The organism is Pseudomonas glycinis (genome assembly GCF_054871425.1).
Window position 1 is genome coordinate 427433 of sequence record NZ_JBTYHF010000001.1, and the last position, 16379, is coordinate 443811.

Below are 16379 nucleotides of genomic sequence, written 5' to 3' on the forward strand. Positions count from 1 at the left end.
AAGGCCCAATTTGCATAGCCCGACGCAACTCTGCGTCGGTGAATCAGGAATTCCATATGGACCGCGTGCGAAATTTACTGGAACAGATCCAGAGTCGCCTTGAAGAGCTGAACAAGGCCGAACGTAAGGTCGCCGAGGTGATCCTGCTCAACCCGCAGCAGGCCACCCGCTTCAGCATCGCCGCCCTCGCCCAGGCCGCCTCGGTGAGCGAACCGACGGTCAACCGTTTCTGCCGCTCGTTCGGTGTCAGCGGCTACCCCGAACTCAAGCTGCAGTTGGCGCAGAGCCTGGCCAGTGGCGCGGCGTATGTCAGCCGCGCGGTCGAGGCCGATGACAATCCCGAGGCGTACACGCAGAAGATTTTCGGCAGCGCCATCGCCTCGCTGGACAGCGCTTGTCAGGCGCTGGACCCGAACCTGATCAGCCGCGCCGTCGACCTGTTGATCCAGGCGCGGCAGATCCACTTCTTCGGCCTCGGTGCTTCGGCCCCGGTGGCGCTGGATGCGCAGCACAAGTTCTTCCGCTTCAACCTTGCGGTCACCGCGCATGCCGATGTGTTGATGCAGCGAATGATTGCTTCGGTGGCGCATACCGGTGAGCTGTTTGTGATCATTTCCTACACCGGGCGGACCCGTGAGTTGGTGGAAGTGGCGCGGATTGCCCGGGAGAACGGTGCTTCGGTTTTGGGTTTGACGGCGGAGAATTCGCCGCTGGCCAAGGCCAGTACCTTGAGCCTGAACATTCCGTTGCCGGAAGACACCGACATTTACATGCCGATGACGTCGCGGATCATTCAGTTGACCGTGCTGGATGTGCTGGCGACGGGGATGACCTTGCGCCGTGGCGTGGATTTCCAGCCGCATCTGCGCAAGATCAAAGAGAGCTTGAATGCCAGCCGGTATCCGGTTGGGGACGAATTCAACTAAAGATCAAAAGCCCCCTCACCCCAGCCCTCTCCCGGAGGGAGAGGGAGCCGACCGAGGTGTCTTGCGCGGTACATCGACCTGAAATATCCAGTCGATTATGGATTCAGAACTGCACTTTCACGTCGGCGTAATTCTTGAGCATCCCCCATTCGGTCCCCTCTCCCTCTGGGAGAGGGCTAGGGTGAGGGTATCGGTGTACTTGACGCACTAAGCCGCTGCCCACGCCTGCAAACTCAAATGCGCCTTCTCCCCCGGCGCCAGGTGCAGGCTGTCGGTGCCGCCCGCCGCTGCTTCCACGCAGACGAATTCGGAAATCTCGTCCCAACTCACCCCCAGCAACGGCCGCGCGCCGGGATGCCAGACGACGGTGTCGCCGCTGTCACCGGTATCGATGCACAACTCGCGCTGCCAGGCGTGATCCTTGAGCTGCAATTCGCCGTCGTGCTGGAACACCCGCTGACAGCCGCCATCGACTCGCAACTCGCCTTCCTGCTGGCAAACCTGACGATTCAACTGATCATAACCCTGCGCGCCTTCGAGCCCAGACAGCGCTATCTCACCAACATCGCCTATACGCCAGTAAGCGTGCAAAGCCTGGCTCAACTGGCACGGCATGTCGTCCTGATGCTCGGTGCTCAGGCGTAATTCCATGCGTTCGCCAAGGTGCGCGTGCAGGTCGACCTGCCAATCGCACAGCTGCAATTGCCAGTGCAGGCGCACGCCATCCTCGGCGCTGCTGCTGTCGAGCAGTTTCCAATCGAGCAGTCGCGCCCAACCATGGGACGGCCACGCGTTTTCGCTCGGATGACGGCCATACCACGGCCAGCACACCGGCACGCCACCGCGAATCGCGCCGACATGCGGCCACTTCGCCGCGCACCACAACCACGGCTTCTGCCCGCGCGGCTGAAAATGCAGCAACTGCGCGCCCTGACGACTGAACACCGCCTGACACAGCGGATGATCGATCACCAACACGTCGCGCATCTGATAGCGCTCCCAGGCGAACACCGGTCGCTCGCGCAGGGATTTGAAGAAGCGTTGCAGCGGATGCTCATGCATTGGCTACGGTCCTGAAAATCATGGGGTACTTATCAATCCAAAAGCCTTGCATAGCACTTTGTGGCGAGGGGATTTATCCCCGATTGGCTGCGCAGCAGTCATGAAACCAGCGGATGCAGTCTGTCAGTGATATCGCGATTGCAGTGTTTGGGGCCGCTTCGCAGCCCAGCGGGGATGAATCCCCTCGCCACAAAAAGCTCTCCAGCCACAAAAAATCATCAAGCAACACATCTGACCTGTGTCACAAAAAAAAGCGGACAGCCTTGGCTGTCCGCAAAATGCGCACATAGAGAGGAGCTTATCGCAGACGCGTCAGAACGTTGACTGAATTTTCAGGCCAGCGACCAAAGCGTTATCGACTTCATCCACACCGCCCGGATGGGTGATGTATTGCAGGTTGGGACGCACGGTCAGCCAGTTGGTGACATGGATGCCGTAGTTGAGTTCGTAGTTGTATTCGGTTTCACGAATCGGCGAGAACGCGGCGTTGTCGTAATCGGACACACCGTTGGCAGCGTTCAGCAGTTCAGCATTGCGCTTGACGTCCTTGTTGACGTGGATACGCGCAGCGCCGATACCGATGTCATCTTTCGGACGCGCATCGAACGGGCCTTTGTAGACAAACATCACCGACTGGTAGTTGTCGATGAAGTTGGTGTCCTTGTCGTGGAAAGTCGCGTTGGCGGCGATGTTCAGACCGCGAGTGGCATCACCGTTGTGGCTGGTGAGTTGCTGTTGCGCGACGAACCAGTAACCGCTTTTGCTGTTGTGCGATTTGTAGTCATCACCGGTGGTTGCCGCATCGAGACCGTTGACGTCTTCGCGAACGTCGTCGGCATCGGCCGTGCTCTTGTAGTAACCGACGCGGTATTCGCCCGGCAGGCTGTTGACCTTCGGCGACCAGACCAATTCAACCGGCAGCACGGTACCCTTGGTGCCGCTGCCGCTGAGCTTGAAGCCGTTGCCGTGTTCCAGTTGCGACGGGTTCTGGTTGTACGCACCAATTTGCGCGTAGAGCTCGTCGTTGATGTTGTACTTCACACGGATCGCGGCCTGGCTGACGGGCCAGTTGTACCAGATGTTGGTCGCCCAGTTACCCACTTGCGAACCGCAGAACGCCAGGTTCTGGAAGTCGCACGGGAAGGTGTTGAAGTCTTCGCCTTCGCCGAAGTAACCGGCCTTGACGTCGAGCTTGTTGTCGAAGAACTGGTGCTGGATCCACAGTTGGGTCAGACGCACCATGTGGCCACGACCGTAGACTTCCTGCGAGGAGCTGAGGGTGCCGGCACGCGGATCGCCAACGCGGTCGTTGGAGATGTTGTAGCCGTTACGGTTGGTCAGCTGGATCTTCGCTTGGGTGTTATCCCAGCCCCACAGTTTCTGCAGGTCGAGGGCCACGCCCAGACCGAACTGGTCGGCGTAACGCGCAGTCTTGTCGTCGTTGTAGCCGCCGTTCAGGTTGGCGCCCATCTCGCCAACGTAGTCGGCCTTGATGTCGATACCCTGCTCGATCAGCTTGGTGCGCTCGCCGCCCCAGTCGCCGGTCATCCACTTGGAGTCGGAGCTGAACGCATCCGCCGCCATTGCATTACCGGCCAGCACCAGTGCAGCTGCCGCAGAAACCTGGCAGATCAACCGGGCATTGACGTGTTTCTTTTTCATCCCTACATCCTCGTCTTTATTGTTATTAACTGTTTTTATCTAACGCGGTTTACATAAAGTGCGGTGCTCGACAGGCCGGACACCGCGTGCTCCTTTGTGGGAGCGAGCCTGCTCGCGAATGCGGTGTATCAGGCGACATCAATGCTGGATGTCAGACCGCTTTCGCGAGCAGGCTCGCTCCCACATTTTGTACTTCAGCGCCCTTTGAACTGCGCCACATTCGCCGACCGGGTCTCTGTCTGCACCTGGCCCGCAACGCCCAGACGCTCACCGGTATTGGCGTCGAACAACAACACTTTCGATGGATCGAACTGCAGCGTCAGGCTTTCGCCTACCTGCGGTGCCACATCCGGCGCCAGTCGGCAGCAGACCTTGGTGTCGTTCAGATTGACGAACACCAGCGTGTCCGGACCGGTCGGTTCGGTGACCTGCACTTCGGCGCGAATACTCGGCAGACCATTGCCCTCGCCGTTCGCCAGCACGATCTGCTCCGGGCGCAGGCCGAGGATCACTTCGCGATCTTCAAGCCCGGCGTCCTGCATGCTCATCGGCAATTCGCAGCGCGCCTGGCCGCTGTCGAGCAGCGCCAGCAGACGACCGTCCTTGCGCTGCAAACGCAGGGGAATGAAGTTCATCGGCGGCGAACCGATGAAACTCGCCACGAACAGGTTGGCCGGGTTGTTGTAGATGTCTTTCGGCGTACCGAACTGCTGAATGATGCCGTCCTTCATCACCGCGACCTTGTCGCCCAGGGTCATCGCCTCGATCTGGTCGTGGGTCACGTAGACCGTGGTGGTTTTCAGACGCTGGTGCATCAGTTTCATTTCGGTGCGCATCTCGACGCGCAGCTTGGCGTCGAGGTTCGACAGCGGTTCGTCGAACAGGTAGATCTTCGGCCGCCGCGCCAGAGCACGACCCATCGCCACGCGCTGTTGCTGACCACCGGAGAGCTGGCCCGGCTTGCGATTGAGCAGGTGTTCGATCTGCAACAGCTTGGCCACGCGGGCGACTTCTTCGTCGATCGCTGCTTGGGGCATCTTGCGAATCTTCAGGCCGAACTCGATGTTCTCGCGCACGCTCATGGTCGGGTACAGCGCGTAGGACTGGAACACCATGGCGATGTCGCGATCCTTGGGGCTCATGCCGCTGACATCCTGATCACCGATCATGATCGCGCCGCCGGTGATGGTTTCCAGGCCGGCGATGCAGTTCATCAAGGTCGATTTGCCGCAGCCCGACGGGCCGACGAGGATCAGGAATTCACCGTCCTTGATCGACAGTTCGATGTTCTTCAGGGTGTCCGGCAGGCCGGCCCCGTAGGTCTTGTTTACGTTGCGAAGTTCAAGCGTAGCCATGATTACCCCTTGACCGCGCCGGCCGTCAGCCCGCGCACGAAATACTTGCCTGCGACCACATAGACCAGCAGGGTCGGCAGGCCGGCGATCATCGCCGCTGCCATATCCACGTTGTATTCCTTGGCGCCGGTGCTGGTGTTGACCAGGTTATTGAGCGCCACGGTGATCGGTTGCGAATCACCGCTGGAGAACACCACACCGAACAGGAAATCGTTCCAGATCTGGGTGAACTGCCAGATCAGGCAGACCATGATGATCGGCGTCGACATCGGCAGAATGATGCGGCGGAAAATCGTGAAGAAACCCGCGCCATCCAGACGCGCAGCCTTGACCAGCGCATCGGGAATGCTCACGTAGTAGTTGCGGAAGAACAGCGTGGTGAACGCCAGACCGTAGACCACGTGCACGAAGACCAGGCCGGTGGTGGTGCTCGCCAGGCCCATCTTGCCAAGGGTGAACGAGGCCGGCAGCAGCACGGTCTGGAACGGCAGGAAGCAGCCGAACAGCAGCAGACCGAAGAACAACTGCGAACCACGGAAGCGCCACATCGACAGCACGTAACCGTTCAACGCACCGATGGCGGTGGAGATGATTACCGCCGGTACGGTGATCTTGATCGAGTTCCAGAAGTAGCCGTCAACCGTGGCCCAGGCCTTGACCCAGCCGATGCCGCTGACCACGGTCGGCCAGCTCAACAGGTTGCCGGTGCTGATATCTTCCGGGGTCTTGAAGCTGGTCAGCAACATGACTACCAGCGGCACCAGATAGAGGAACACTGCGAGGATCAGCACCGCGTAGATCGCGATGCGGCTCAAGCTGATAGCGGGTTTGGCAGCAAGACTAGTCATGACGCTTGGTCCTCAGCTCGGAATACAGGTAAGGCACGATGATCGCGAGGATCGCACCGAGCATCAGAATCGCACTGGCCGAGCCCATGCCCATCTGGCCGCGACTGAAGGTGAAGGAATACATGAACATCGCTGGCAGGTCGGAGGAATAACCCGGACCGCCGGCGGTCATTGCCGCAACGAGGTCGAAGCTCTTGATCGCGATGTGCGCGAGGATCATCACCGCACTGAAAAACACCGGGCGCAGGCTTGGCAGCACGACTTTCCAGTAGATGCGCGGCATGCTCGCGCCGTCGATCTGTGCAGCACGGATGATCGATTGATCGACGCCACGCAGGCCGGCGAGGAACATCGCCATGATGAAGCCCGAGGCTTGCCACACAGCGGCGATCACCAGGCAGTAGACCACGCGATCAGGGTCGATCAGCCAGTCCAGACGGAAACCTTCCCAGCCCCAGTCACGCAACAATTTGTCCAGGCCCATGCCCGGGTTGAGCAGCCATTTCCATGCGGTACCGGTAACGATCATCGAGAGCGCCATCGGGTACAGGTAAATGGTGCGGATAAAGCCTTCGCGACGGATGCGCTGGTCGAGGAACACCGCCAGCAACACGCCGATCACCAGAGTGATGCCGATGAACATGCCGCCGAACACGGCGAGGTTCTTGCTCGCCACCCACCAGCGATCGTTGTCGAACAACCGCGCGTATTGCGCCAGACCGGCCCACTTGTAGTTGGGCAGGAAGGTCGAGGTGGTGAACGACAGAATGAACGTCCACAGGATGTAGCCATAGAAGCCCACCAGCACGATGAACATGCTCGGCGCCAGCACCAGTTTCGGTAGCCAGCGCTGCAACGCATCGAACGGCGAGGCCTTGCTGAACACAGCAACAGAACTCATGGGGAAATCCACAATAAGGGTTTACGAAAGCATTCCCTTGCAGGAGTGAGCCCTGTGGCGAGGGGATTTATCCCCGATCGACTGCGCAGCAGTCGCGAAATCATTACATGCGGTATTTCAGACACTGCGCCGCTGCAACTTTCCGGGGTCGCTTCGCAACCCATCGGGAATGAATCCCCTCACCACAAACGCTCACTCCCACAGGGGCCAAGCATTACTTGGCCGACTGAACCGCCGCGCCGAGTTTCTTCGCCGCATCGGCCGGGTCGGCTTTCGGGTCGTTGATGTAGTTGGTGACTACGTCAAAGAACGCGCCCTGCACGGCCAGCGTGGTCGCCATGTTGTGCGCCATGCTTGGTTGCAGGCCGCCGGACTTGGCGTCCGCGAGGAAGTCCTTGGCAGCGGTCTGCGCGCAGGAATCGAAGCCGAGCTTGTCCATGTTGTTCAACATGTCGTTGCGCACCGGGATCGAGCCTTTGTTGATGCTGAAGACTTTCTGGAAGTTCTCACCCAGCACGACTTTGGCGATGTCCTGCTGACCGGCCGCAGTGCCTGCGTCCTTCTGCTTGAACACGGCCAGCGAGTCGATGTTGTAGGTGAATGCCTTGTCGGTGCCCGGGAACGCTACGCACTCGTAGTCCTTGCCGGCGACTTTCTTGGCGGCGGTCCATTCGGACTTGGCCCAGTCACCCATGATCTGCATGCCGGCCTTGCCGTTGATGACCTTGGCCGCTTCGAGGTTCCAGTCCTGGCCTTTGCCGTCCGCGTCCATGTAGGTCGCGACTTTCTTCAGCTCGGTGAGCGCCTTGACCATTTCCGGGCCGGTCAGCGCCTTGTTGTCGAGATCGACCAGGGCTTTCTTGTAGCCATCCACGCCCATGACCGAGAGCACCACGGCTTCGAACACGGTGCTGTCCTGCCAAGGCTGACCGCCGTGGGCCAGCGGAATGAAGCCCGCCGCTTTCAGCTTGTCGCCAGCCGCGTAGAATTCTTCGAGGGTGGTTGGATTCTTGGTGATGCCGGCTTTTTTGAAGACTTCCGGGTTGATCCACAGCCAGTTCACGCGGTGAATGTTCACCGGCACGGCCACGTAATCACCGTCGTACTTCACGGTATCGGAGACTTTCTTGTCGAGCAGGCTGTCCCACTTTTCCGACTTGGCGACGTCTTTCAAAACGTCGGTGTCGAGCAGGCCGGTCGACGCCCATTCCTGAATGTCCGGGCCTTTGATCTGCGCTACGCCTGGCGGGTTGCCGGCAACGGCACGGCTTTTCAGCACGGTCATGGCAGTCGCACCGCCACCACCGGCGACAGCGCCGTCCTTCCAGGTGAAACCGTCTTTTTCGACTTGGGCCTTGAGCACATCGACAGCGGCTTTTTCGCCACCGGAAGTCCACCAGTGCACGACTTCCACCGAACCTTTGGAATCGGCAGCGGAGACACTGAGCGGCAGGATTGCGAGCGGGAACAGGGAGGCGACAGAAATGACAGTAGCGAGGCGAGAAATCGCATTCATTCGAGATGTACCTTTCTTGTTGTTATGCATTGCAAGTCTGGTGCTTGCGCTGCACGGAGTTTAAACAGAGTGTTTCGCTTCGCAGGTAACGAAGGGACGCGTAAATGTCACGACATGGTTACACAGGCACAGGCCTGGACGACTGCGCCAAAGCCGTGGCCATGCTCGGCGCCAGCGGCAATCGCGGAATCAGCACAGCCTGCCAGGCGTGATACAGATCGGGCTTGCCCGGCCAGATATCGGCACTTGGCACATTCTGCGGATTGAGTTCGTGATGCCAGCTGCCGTGGCAACGGTCGATGAAATTCGTCTCGCAGAACTCCCAGAACAGCCGGTACCAACTTTCGTATTGCCCGTCGCCGGTGCGTTTGAGCAAGGCACTGGCGGCGGCGCTGGCTTCGGCATGCGTCCAGTGCAGGCGATGGCGGACCACGGCCCGGTTATCCCAGTCGAGGGTGTAGACAATGCCCGGCGCGCCATCGACATCCCAGCCGTGCCGGCAATTGTTTTCGAAGAGTTTTTGCGCATCAGTCGCCAGCCAGCCCGGCGTAAGCATGCCGGCCTGCACCCGCGCGGCTTCAAGATGCAGGAGCAAGCGCGCCCACTCGAAACCGTGGCCCGGCGTGGTGCCGTAAGGACGAAAACCGTCAGCCGGATTGTCGTGGTTGTATTCGCGCAGCGGTTGCCAATCGCGATCGAAGTGTTCGATGACCATGTAGTCGTTGGCTGCAGCGTGACCATGGATCACCCGCTCGACGATGCGCTGGGCGCGCACCAGCCAGCGCGGATCTTCGGTGACATCGGCCAGCGCGAGGAATGCTTCGGTCGTGTGCATGTTGCTGTTGGCGCCGCGATAGGCTTCTTCTTCGCTCCAGTCGCGATTGAAGAATTCGCGCATGGCGCCCTCTTCTTCGCTCCAGAAATAAGTGTCGATGATGTCGATGGCGTCATCGAGCAAGGCCTGGGCGCCGGGCCGTTGCGCGACCACGGCGGAGCTGGCGGCGAGCGCGACAAAGGCATGCAGATAGGCGTTCTTGCCGGTATTGTCGTCGCGGTGTTCGGCCACCGCAAACCAGCCGCCGTGCAGCGCATCACGCAGAGGCCCGCGCAACGCGGCGATACCGTGGTCGACCAGCTCGGCAAACCCCGGCAGGCCCTGAATGTGCGCCATGGCGAAGCTGTGGGTCATGCGCGCGGTGTTCATGGTCTCGGCTTGCGCGTGCGCCGGCAAACGGCCGCGCTCGTCGAGGTTGCCGAAGCCTTCGGGCAGTCGTGATGCCTTGGCGAAATCCAGCAGACGCAGGCCTTCGGCAGCGAGCCATTGCTGGTGGGCAGGGGCATTCAGCCAACTGCTGAAGTCTGGGTGAAAGGTGTCCATGGCGTGACCCTTTTTTGTTGTTAGGACTGCGGGCAGTCTAAACAACGGGCCGGGGCGGGCTTGTAACGAAGGGGACGGTATTTGTCACTAGCTCGTGACAAAAGAGAAGAGCAAAAGCACCCTCCCCCCAACCCTCTCCCGGAGGGAGAGGGGGCCGACCGAGGTGTCTTGCGTCCTCTGTCGACCTGAAAAATATTGGCGATTATGGATTCACCACCGCATTTACAGGTCAGCGCAGCTCAGCAGCATCCCCCAATCGGTCCCCTCTCCCTCTGGGCGGTCCGACGTTTCGGGAGGGCTAGGGTGAGGGGCTTTTCGGGGCTAATCCACAGACCGAGGCAACTGCAACGTCACCCGCAACCCGCCCTCACGCAGGTTCTGCAACGTCACCTCGCCGCCGTGGCTGTGGGCAATGTTGCGTGCAATGCCCAGACCGAGTCCGTAGCCCTGCTGCTGTCCCGCCAGACGGAAGTGCGGCTCGAACACTTGCTCCAGCCGCTGCTGCGGCACACCCGGCCCTTCATCGTCGACGTGCAAAACGAACGCGCTGTCATCGTCATCGATGTGCAGATGCGCGTTCTGCCCGTACTTCAAGGCGTTGTCGATCAGGTTGCCGATGCAGCGCTTGAGCGCCAGCGGCTTGCCTGGATACGCCGACAGCGCGCGGCCATGCTGGGTGACGCGGCCATTGCCGTTCGGCGCCAGATACGGCTCGACCAGGCAATCGAGCACATGATTGAGATCCACCGGCTCGATGTTCTCGTGGATGTCGGTGTCTTTCACGCATTGGAGTGCGCCTTTGACCAGCAGCTCCAGCTCATCCAGATCGCGGCCGAATTTGGCTTGCAGCTGTTCGTCTTCGAGCAGTTCGACGCGCAAGCGCAGACGCGTGATCGGCGTGCGCAGGTCATGGGAAATCGCGCTGAACAACTGGCTGCGTTCGGTCAGGTAGCGGCTGATGCGTTCGCGCATGGTGTTGAACGCGCGACCGACTTCGACCACTTCACTGCCACCGCCCTCCGCCACCGGCTCGACGTCGGCACCCAGCGAGAGATCCCGCGCTGCCCGCGCCAGACGCTTGAGCGGCCGGCTCTGCCAGTGCACCAGCAGGCCGATGAACAACAGCAAAAAGCCGCTGGTGAGGACGATAAACCACACCTGCTGCGCCGGCAGGCCTTGCTCTTCGAGACTGGTGTACGGCTCCGGCAGCAACGAGGCGATGTACAGCCACTCCCCCGGAGCCATTTGAATCTGCGTGACCAGCACCGGTGGATTCACCGGCTCCAGGGTCAGCGCGTAATGCGCCCAGGAGCGCGGCAATTCATCAAGTTTCAGCCCGGCGTTGAAGATCCGCAGGTCTTCGGGGCTGACGAAGGTCACGGAAATATCCGTGTCATGGCCCAGAGACTGGCGCAACACTTCGTCCACCGCCTGCATCACCGCAGCCTTGCGCGGCGTCACCGGCAGCACGTCCATGCCCAGCGGCTTGTCATTGAGCGTCACGACAAATCGGGTGCCGCCCATGCTGCGCAACTGATCGAGCACCAGCGGCCGATAGGCGACCGGCAAGGAACGGAAATAGCTGACGCTGGCAGTCATCGAATGCGCCAGGCTGCGGGCGCTGGTGACCAGGCCTTCGAGCTGGGTGGCGCGCAACTGCGATACCCAGATCACGCTCGACAGCGTCTGCGCGAACAGCACCGCCAGCAGAGTCAGCAGCAGCATCCGCCCGAGCAGTGAGCGCGGCACCGGTATGCGACTGGCGAATTTGCCCAGCGCCTCAGTGAGCATTGCCGGCAACCACATTGGCTGCCAACTGATAACCGCTGCCACGTACGGTGCGGATCAGCCGTGGTGGTTTTTCGGTGTCGCGCAGGCGTTGGCGCAAACGGCTGACGGCCATGTCGACGATGCGATCGAGCGGCATCAGATCGCGGCCACGGGTGGCGTTGCCGATGGTGTCGCGGTCGAGGATTTGCTGCGGATGATCGAGGAACAGTTTCAGCAGGGCGAAATCGGCGCCGGAAAGAATCACTTCCTCGCCGTCGGTGTGGAACAGCCGATGACTGACCGTGTCCAGGCGCCAGTCGTCGAATACCAGCACTTCGCTGCCGCTGCGTTCGTGGGCGAATTGCGCGCGACGCAGCAGGGCCTTGATCCGCGCTTGCAGTTCGCGCGGGCTGAACGGTTTGCCGAGGTAGTCATCAGCGCCAAGTTCCAGACCGATCACGCGGTCGGCTTCGTCGGAACTGGCGGTCAGCATGATGATCGGCACCTGCGCCTGACGCGGATGCTGGCGCACCCAGCGGCACAGGCTGAAACCGTCTTCGTCGGGCAGCATGACATCGAGGATCACCAGATCGCTGGGCGCCTCGTTGAGCGCCTGACGAAAACCGGCACCATCGGCGGTGGCCCTCACCTGGAACCCGGCGCGGGTCAGGTAGGTTTCCAGCAACTCGCGTATTTCCTGGTCGTCATCGACCAACAATATCGACTTGTTGACTGAGCTCACTTCGAAGGCATCCTTGTTGTTGGAGTTGGGGCGGATTATGCCTGATGAACCTGGAAAATTTGTCGCCTGTTGATCGTTCCCACGCTCTGCGTGGGAATGCAGCCCGTGACGCTCCGCGTCACTGGACGCGAAGCGTCCCTTGAGGCATTCCCACGCGGAGCGTGGGAACGATCTCTATACAGGTGTTGCTTGATCCAGCGCTACACCGGCGCCGACCAGGCCGGAATACGGCGCGGTCACCAGCCACACCGGGATGCCTTTGAAGTAATCGCTCATGCAGCCCTTGTCGGCGAAGCAGCGGGCGAAGCCGCTGGCGAGGAAGAAATCGGCGAAGCGTGGAATCACCCCGCCAACGATGAACACCCCGCCGCGCGCGCCAGTGGTAAGCACGTTGTTACCAGCCACGCGGCCGAGCCAGCAGCAGAACTGCTCGAGCACTTCCAAAGCGATCGGATCACCGGCAAGGCCGGCGGCGGTGATCGCTTCCGGCGTCTCAAGCTTCGGCTCATGGCCATCGACCGCGCAGATCGCCCGGTACAGTCGAGGCAGGCCGCCGCCGCTCAACGCGGTTTCCGCGCTGACATGGCCGATCTCGTTGTAGATGTGTTGCCAGAGTTGCGTTTCGCGCGGACTGCTCAGCGGCAGGTCGACGTGGCCGCCCTCGCCCGGCAACGCGGCAAAGCGCCCTTCGCCGAGATCGAGCAAGGTGCCGACACCCAGGCCAGTGCCCGGGCCGATGACTACTGCCGGGCGCAGAGGCTCCGGCGTGCCTTCGCAAACCACGCGGAATTCGCCGGGCTGCAAGCGGGTCATGCCCAGCGCCATCGCCGAGAAATCGTTGGTCAGCAACAACTGCTCGACCTGCAAGGTCTTGCAGAACGCGCTGCGGCTGAGCCGCCAGTGATTGTTGGTGAATTTGAATTCATCGCCGCTCACCGGACCTGCCACCGACAGACACACCGAGCCGATCGAGCCCGGCGCCAGACCGAGCCCACTCAGGTAAAGAGCGATTGCCTCTTCCGGGCTGGCAAAGTCGGCCGTGGCCAGCACCTGAACCGATTGCAGTTGCTGGTTTTGCCACAACGCGAACCGCGCGTTGGTGCCTCCGATGTCACCGACCAAAGCCAGTTTCAATTAAGCGTCTCCAGGGCAGAAGTGAAGGCGCTGGCGCCCTGCTCCGCCGAGCTGAAGGCCATGCGCATGAAGCCAAACAGCTCGCGGCCGCTGCCAATGTTGTTGCCCAACAGGCCCTTGGCAGGTTCGCGCGCTGCAAATTCGGCGGCGTCGACCTTCAGTTCCAAGGTGCCTTTGACGCCATCGACGCGGATGATATCGCCCTCTTGCACGCGCGCCAAAGCGCCACCGACATAAGCTTCCGGGCTGACGTGAATCGCTGCGGGGATTTTCCCCGACGCGCCGGACATGCGCCCGTCAGTCACCAACGCCACTTTGAAGCCGCGATCCTGCAGCACGCCGAGGAACGGCGTCATCTTGTGCAGCTCGGGCATGCCGTTGGAACGCGGGCCCTGGAAACGCATCACCGCGACAAAATCCTTCTCCAGCAGACCGGCCTTGAATGCGTCCGCCAGGTCCTGCTGATCCTGGAACACCATCGCCGGTGCTTCGACGATCTGGTTCTCCAGCGCAACGGCAGAAACCTTCATCACCCCGCGACCGAGATTGCCTTCCATCACCCGCAAGCCGCCCTCTTGCGAGAACGCACGGGACACCGGACGCAAGATGTTTTCGTCGAGGCTGTCGGTCGGGCCTTCGCGCCAGACCAGCTCTCCGTTATCGAGGAACGGCTCTTTGGTGTACTGGCTCAGGCCATGGCCGAGCACAGTGTTGACGTCCTCATGCAGCAGGCCGGCGCCGAGCAGTTCGCGGATCAGGAACGACATGCCGCCCGCTGCCTGGAAGTGGTTGATGTCGTCTTTGCCGTTCGGGTAGACGTGGCTCAGGGTCGGGACGACTTCGGAAAGGTCGGCCATGTCCTGCCAGGTCAGCTGAATGCCCGCAGCCATGGCGATGGCCGGCATGTGCAGGGTGTGGTTGGTCGAGCCGCCGGTGGCGTGCAGGGCAACGATGGAGTTGACCAGCGCTTTCTCGTCGACGATTTCGCCGATCGGCATGAAGTTGCCGTTCTGCTTGGTCAGGCGCGTGACCTGATGCGCGGCTTCGCGGGTCAGGGCGTCGCGCAGTGGTGTGTTCGGGTTGACGAAAGACGCGCCCGGCAGGTGCAGGCCCATGACTTCCATCAGCAACTGGTTAGTGTTGGCGGTGCCGTAGAAGGTGCAGGTGCCCGGGCTGTGGTAGGACTTCATCTCCGATTCCAGCAGCTCTTCGCGGGTGGCCTTGCCTTCGGCGTACTTCTGGCGGACGTCGGCTTTTTCCTTGTTGGAAATCCCCGAAACCATCGGCCCGCCCGGGACGAAGATCGTTGGCAGATGACCGAAACGCAGCGAACCCATCATCAGGCCCGGGACGATCTTGTCGCAGATGCCGAGCATCAGCGCGCCGTCAAACATGTTGTGCGACAGCGCCACGGCGGTGGACATGGCGATGACTTCGCGGCTCGGCAGGCTCAGTTCCATGCCCGGCTCGCCCTGGGTCACGCCATCGCACATGGCCGGAGTGCCGCCGGCGAACTGGCCGACCGAGCCGATCTCGCGCAGGGCGTTCTTGATCTGTTGTGGAAAGACTTCGTACGGCTGGTGCGCCGAAAGCATGTCGTTATACGAAGACACAATGGCGATGTTCGCCGAGTTCATCATCCGCAGGCTGTGCTTGTCTTCAGTGCCGCAACCGGCCACGCCGTGGGCGAAGTTGGCGCATTGCAGCTTGCCGCGCATCGGGCCGTCGGTGGCGGCGCCGCGAATCAATGCAAGGTAAGCCTGACGCGTGGCGCGGCTGCGGGCGATAAGCCGTTCGGTGACCTCAAGAACGCGGGGATGCATGTGTAGAACTCCAGGCTAACGGATGTGGCGACCTGATTGTCTATGCTGATCAAACGCCGTTGTTGTTGGAATGACAGACGGCTTTTTTGACCATTCGGACCAGTTGATTCAGGCCACTCGTTGTAGATAAAACAAAATATTGCCACTAAAAAGGCTTGTTTTCTATTTTTATGCGAATAATCTTGTAATTCCAACAACAAAACGACGGCGGCGCTGTTCCATGACTCTTCGAATTGCAATCAATGGTTTCGGCCGCATCGGCCGTAATGTCCTGCGCGCACTGTATACCCAAGGCTATCGTCAAGACCTGCAGATCGTCGCGATCAACGATCTGGGTGACAGTTCGATCAATGCCCATCTGCTCAAATACGACACCGTCCACGGCACTTTCGACGCCGAAGTGGCGCACGATAACGAAAGCCTGACGGTCAATGGCGACCGCATCGCGGTCAGCGCCATTCGCAACCCGGCCGACCTGCCGTGGGCCGCTGAAAAAATCGACGTAGTGTTCGAATGCACCGGTCTGTTCACCGACCGTGCCAAAGCCGCCGCGCATATCAGCGCCGGCGCCCGCAAGGTGATCATCTCGGCCCCGGCCAAAGGCGCCGACGCCACCGTCGTTTATGGCGTCAACCACGACATTCTGCGTCAGTCGCACCAGATCATTTCCAACGCTTCGTGCACCACCAACTGCCTCGCGCCAGTGGCGCAGGTGCTGCATCGCGAGTTGGGCATCGAAAGCGGCCTGATGACCACCATCCACGCCTACACCAACGACCAGAACCTCACCGACGTTTATCACAGCGACCCGTACCGTGCCCGCTCGGCCACGCAGAACATGATCCCGAGCAAGACCGGCGCAGCCGAAGCGGTAGGCCTGGTGCTGCCGGAACTGGCGGGCAAACTGACCGGCATGGCTGTGCGCGTACCGGTGATCAACGTGTCGCTGGTCGACCTCACCGTGCAACTGAAGAAAGAAGCCAGTGCCGACGAAGTCAACGCCCTGCTGAAAGCGGCGAGCCAGCATTCGAAGATTCTCGGTTACAACACCTTGCCGCTGGTTTCCAGCGACTTCAACCACAACCCGCTGTCGTCGATCTTCGACGCCAACCACACCAAGGTCAGCGGCAAGTTGCTGAAAGTGCTGGCCTGGTACGACAACGAATGGGGCTTCTCCAACCGCATGCTGGATAACTGCCTGGCGTTGTGTAACGCCGAATAATCCCAGCCGGCCCCAAACCCTGTGGGAGCGAGCCTGCTCG

The 16379-nt window shown here is 60.8% G+C and carries 13 protein-coding genes; 2 read left to right on the plus strand and 11 right to left on the minus strand.

Going from position 1 to position 16379, the window contains the following annotated elements:
• The first annotated feature begins 65 nt into the window (after positions 1–65).
• Entirely contained in the window at positions 66–926 is an 861-nt protein-coding gene (locus ACYSTU_RS01955; protein ID WP_169842436.1) for a MurR/RpiR family transcriptional regulator, read from the plus strand.
• Between the two features lie 207 nt (positions 927–1133).
• Here ACYSTU_RS01955 and ACYSTU_RS01960 read toward each other — a convergent pair whose 3' ends face one another.
• The 11 genes from ACYSTU_RS01960 to edd all read right to left on the minus strand — a co-directional run bounded on the left by ACYSTU_RS01960 (position 1134) and on the right by edd (position 15117).
• Positions 1134–1988 (minus strand): D-hexose-6-phosphate mutarotase, encoded by an 855-nt coding sequence (locus ACYSTU_RS01960; RefSeq protein WP_039758108.1) that lies wholly within the window; start codon positions 1986–1988, stop codon positions 1134–1136.
• A gap of 312 nt (positions 1989–2300) precedes the next feature.
• On the minus strand, positions 2301–3650 hold the full coding sequence (locus ACYSTU_RS01965) for a carbohydrate porin (protein ID WP_016773536.1): 1350 nt from the start codon (positions 3648–3650) through the stop codon (positions 2301–2303).
• A gap of 194 nt (positions 3651–3844) precedes the next feature.
• The gene (locus tag ACYSTU_RS01970) at positions 3845–5005 is read right to left on the minus strand and encodes an ABC transporter ATP-binding protein (protein ID WP_073472036.1); all 1161 of its coding nucleotides are present in this window, start codon (positions 5003–5005) and stop codon (positions 3845–3847) included.
• Between the two features lie 2 nt (positions 5006–5007).
• Positions 5008–5853: a carbohydrate ABC transporter permease gene (locus ACYSTU_RS01975; RefSeq protein WP_039758116.1), complete on the minus strand. Its 846-nt coding sequence runs from the start codon at positions 5851–5853 to the stop codon at positions 5008–5010.
• Positions 5846–6754, minus strand: a complete 909-nt coding sequence (locus ACYSTU_RS01980; RefSeq protein ID WP_016773533.1) for a carbohydrate ABC transporter permease — start codon at positions 6752–6754, stop codon at positions 5846–5848. Before ACYSTU_RS01980 ends, ACYSTU_RS01975 begins: the two co-directional genes overlap by 8 nt.
• Before the next feature lie 214 nt (positions 6755–6968).
• Positions 6969–8270 carry an ABC transporter substrate-binding protein gene (locus tag ACYSTU_RS01985; protein ID WP_024014061.1) on the minus strand — a complete coding sequence of 434 codons (1302 nt, stop codon included), beginning with the start codon at positions 8268–8270 and terminating at the stop codon, positions 6969–6971.
• Between the two features lie 118 nt (positions 8271–8388).
• A complete protein-coding gene (locus ACYSTU_RS01990; protein WP_498995515.1) occupies positions 8389–9648 on the minus strand; it encodes a D-mannose isomerase in 1260 nt (419 codons plus the stop codon).
• A gap of 321 nt (positions 9649–9969) precedes the next feature.
• Positions 9970–11439, minus strand: coding sequence for an ATP-binding protein (locus ACYSTU_RS01995; RefSeq protein ID WP_071173345.1), 1470 nt, complete (start codon positions 11437–11439; stop codon positions 9970–9972).
• Positions 11429–12160, minus strand: a complete 732-nt coding sequence (locus ACYSTU_RS02000) for a response regulator (protein ID WP_016773529.1) — start codon at positions 12158–12160, stop codon at positions 11429–11431. Before ACYSTU_RS02000 ends, ACYSTU_RS01995 begins: the two co-directional genes overlap by 11 nt.
• Before the next feature lie 174 nt (positions 12161–12334).
• The gene (locus ACYSTU_RS02005; RefSeq protein ID WP_336342207.1) at positions 12335–13294 is read right to left on the minus strand and encodes a glucokinase; all 960 of its coding nucleotides are present in this window, start codon (positions 13292–13294) and stop codon (positions 12335–12337) included.
• Positions 13291–15117: a phosphogluconate dehydratase gene (gene edd / locus ACYSTU_RS02010; RefSeq protein WP_498995525.1), complete on the minus strand. Its 1827-nt coding sequence runs from the start codon at positions 15115–15117 to the stop codon at positions 13291–13293. Before edd ends, ACYSTU_RS02005 begins: the two co-directional genes overlap by 4 nt.
• Positions 15118–15337: 220 nt before the next feature.
• On the opposite strand from edd, the gene gap reads away from it, so the two are divergent.
• Entirely contained in the window at positions 15338–16339 is a 1002-nt protein-coding gene (gap, locus tag ACYSTU_RS02015; RefSeq protein ID WP_016773526.1) for a type I glyceraldehyde-3-phosphate dehydrogenase, read from the plus strand.
• The last annotated feature ends 40 nt before the right edge of the window (positions 16340–16379 follow it).

What these genes read in the sequence shown, in the direction of transcription:
- ACYSTU_RS01975 (WP_039758116.1), bottom strand. Translation starts at nt 5,853, where the DNA reads ATGACTAGTCTTGCTGCCAAACCCGCTATCAGCTTGAGCCGCATCGCG.
- ACYSTU_RS01980 (WP_016773533.1), bottom strand. Translation starts at nt 6,754, where the DNA reads ATGAGTTCTGTTGCTGTGTTCAGCAAGGCCTCGCCGTTCGATGCGTTG.
- ACYSTU_RS01965 (WP_016773536.1), bottom strand. Translation starts at nt 3,650, where the DNA reads ATGAAAAAGAAACACGTCAATGCCCGGTTGATCTGCCAGGTTTCTGCG.
- ACYSTU_RS01970 (WP_073472036.1), bottom strand. Translation starts at nt 5,005, where the DNA reads ATGGCTACGCTTGAACTTCGCAACGTAAACAAGACCTACGGGGCCGGC.
- edd (WP_498995525.1), bottom strand. Translation starts at nt 15,117, where the DNA reads ATGCATCCCCGCGTTCTTGAGGTCACCGAACGGCTTATCGCCCGCAGC.
- ACYSTU_RS01995 (WP_071173345.1), bottom strand. Translation starts at nt 11,439, where the DNA reads ATGCTCACTGAGGCGCTGGGCAAATTCGCCAGTCGCATACCGGTGCCG.
- gap (WP_016773526.1), top strand. Translation starts at nt 15,338, where the DNA reads ATGACTCTTCGAATTGCAATCAATGGTTTCGGCCGCATCGGCCGTAAT.
- ACYSTU_RS01985 (WP_024014061.1), bottom strand. Translation starts at nt 8,270, where the DNA reads ATGAATGCGATTTCTCGCCTCGCTACTGTCATTTCTGTCGCCTCCCTG.
- ACYSTU_RS01960 (WP_039758108.1), bottom strand. Translation starts at nt 1,988, where the DNA reads ATGCATGAGCATCCGCTGCAACGCTTCTTCAAATCCCTGCGCGAGCGA.
- ACYSTU_RS01990 (WP_498995515.1), bottom strand. Translation starts at nt 9,648, where the DNA reads ATGGACACCTTTCACCCAGACTTCAGCAGTTGGCTGAATGCCCCTGCC.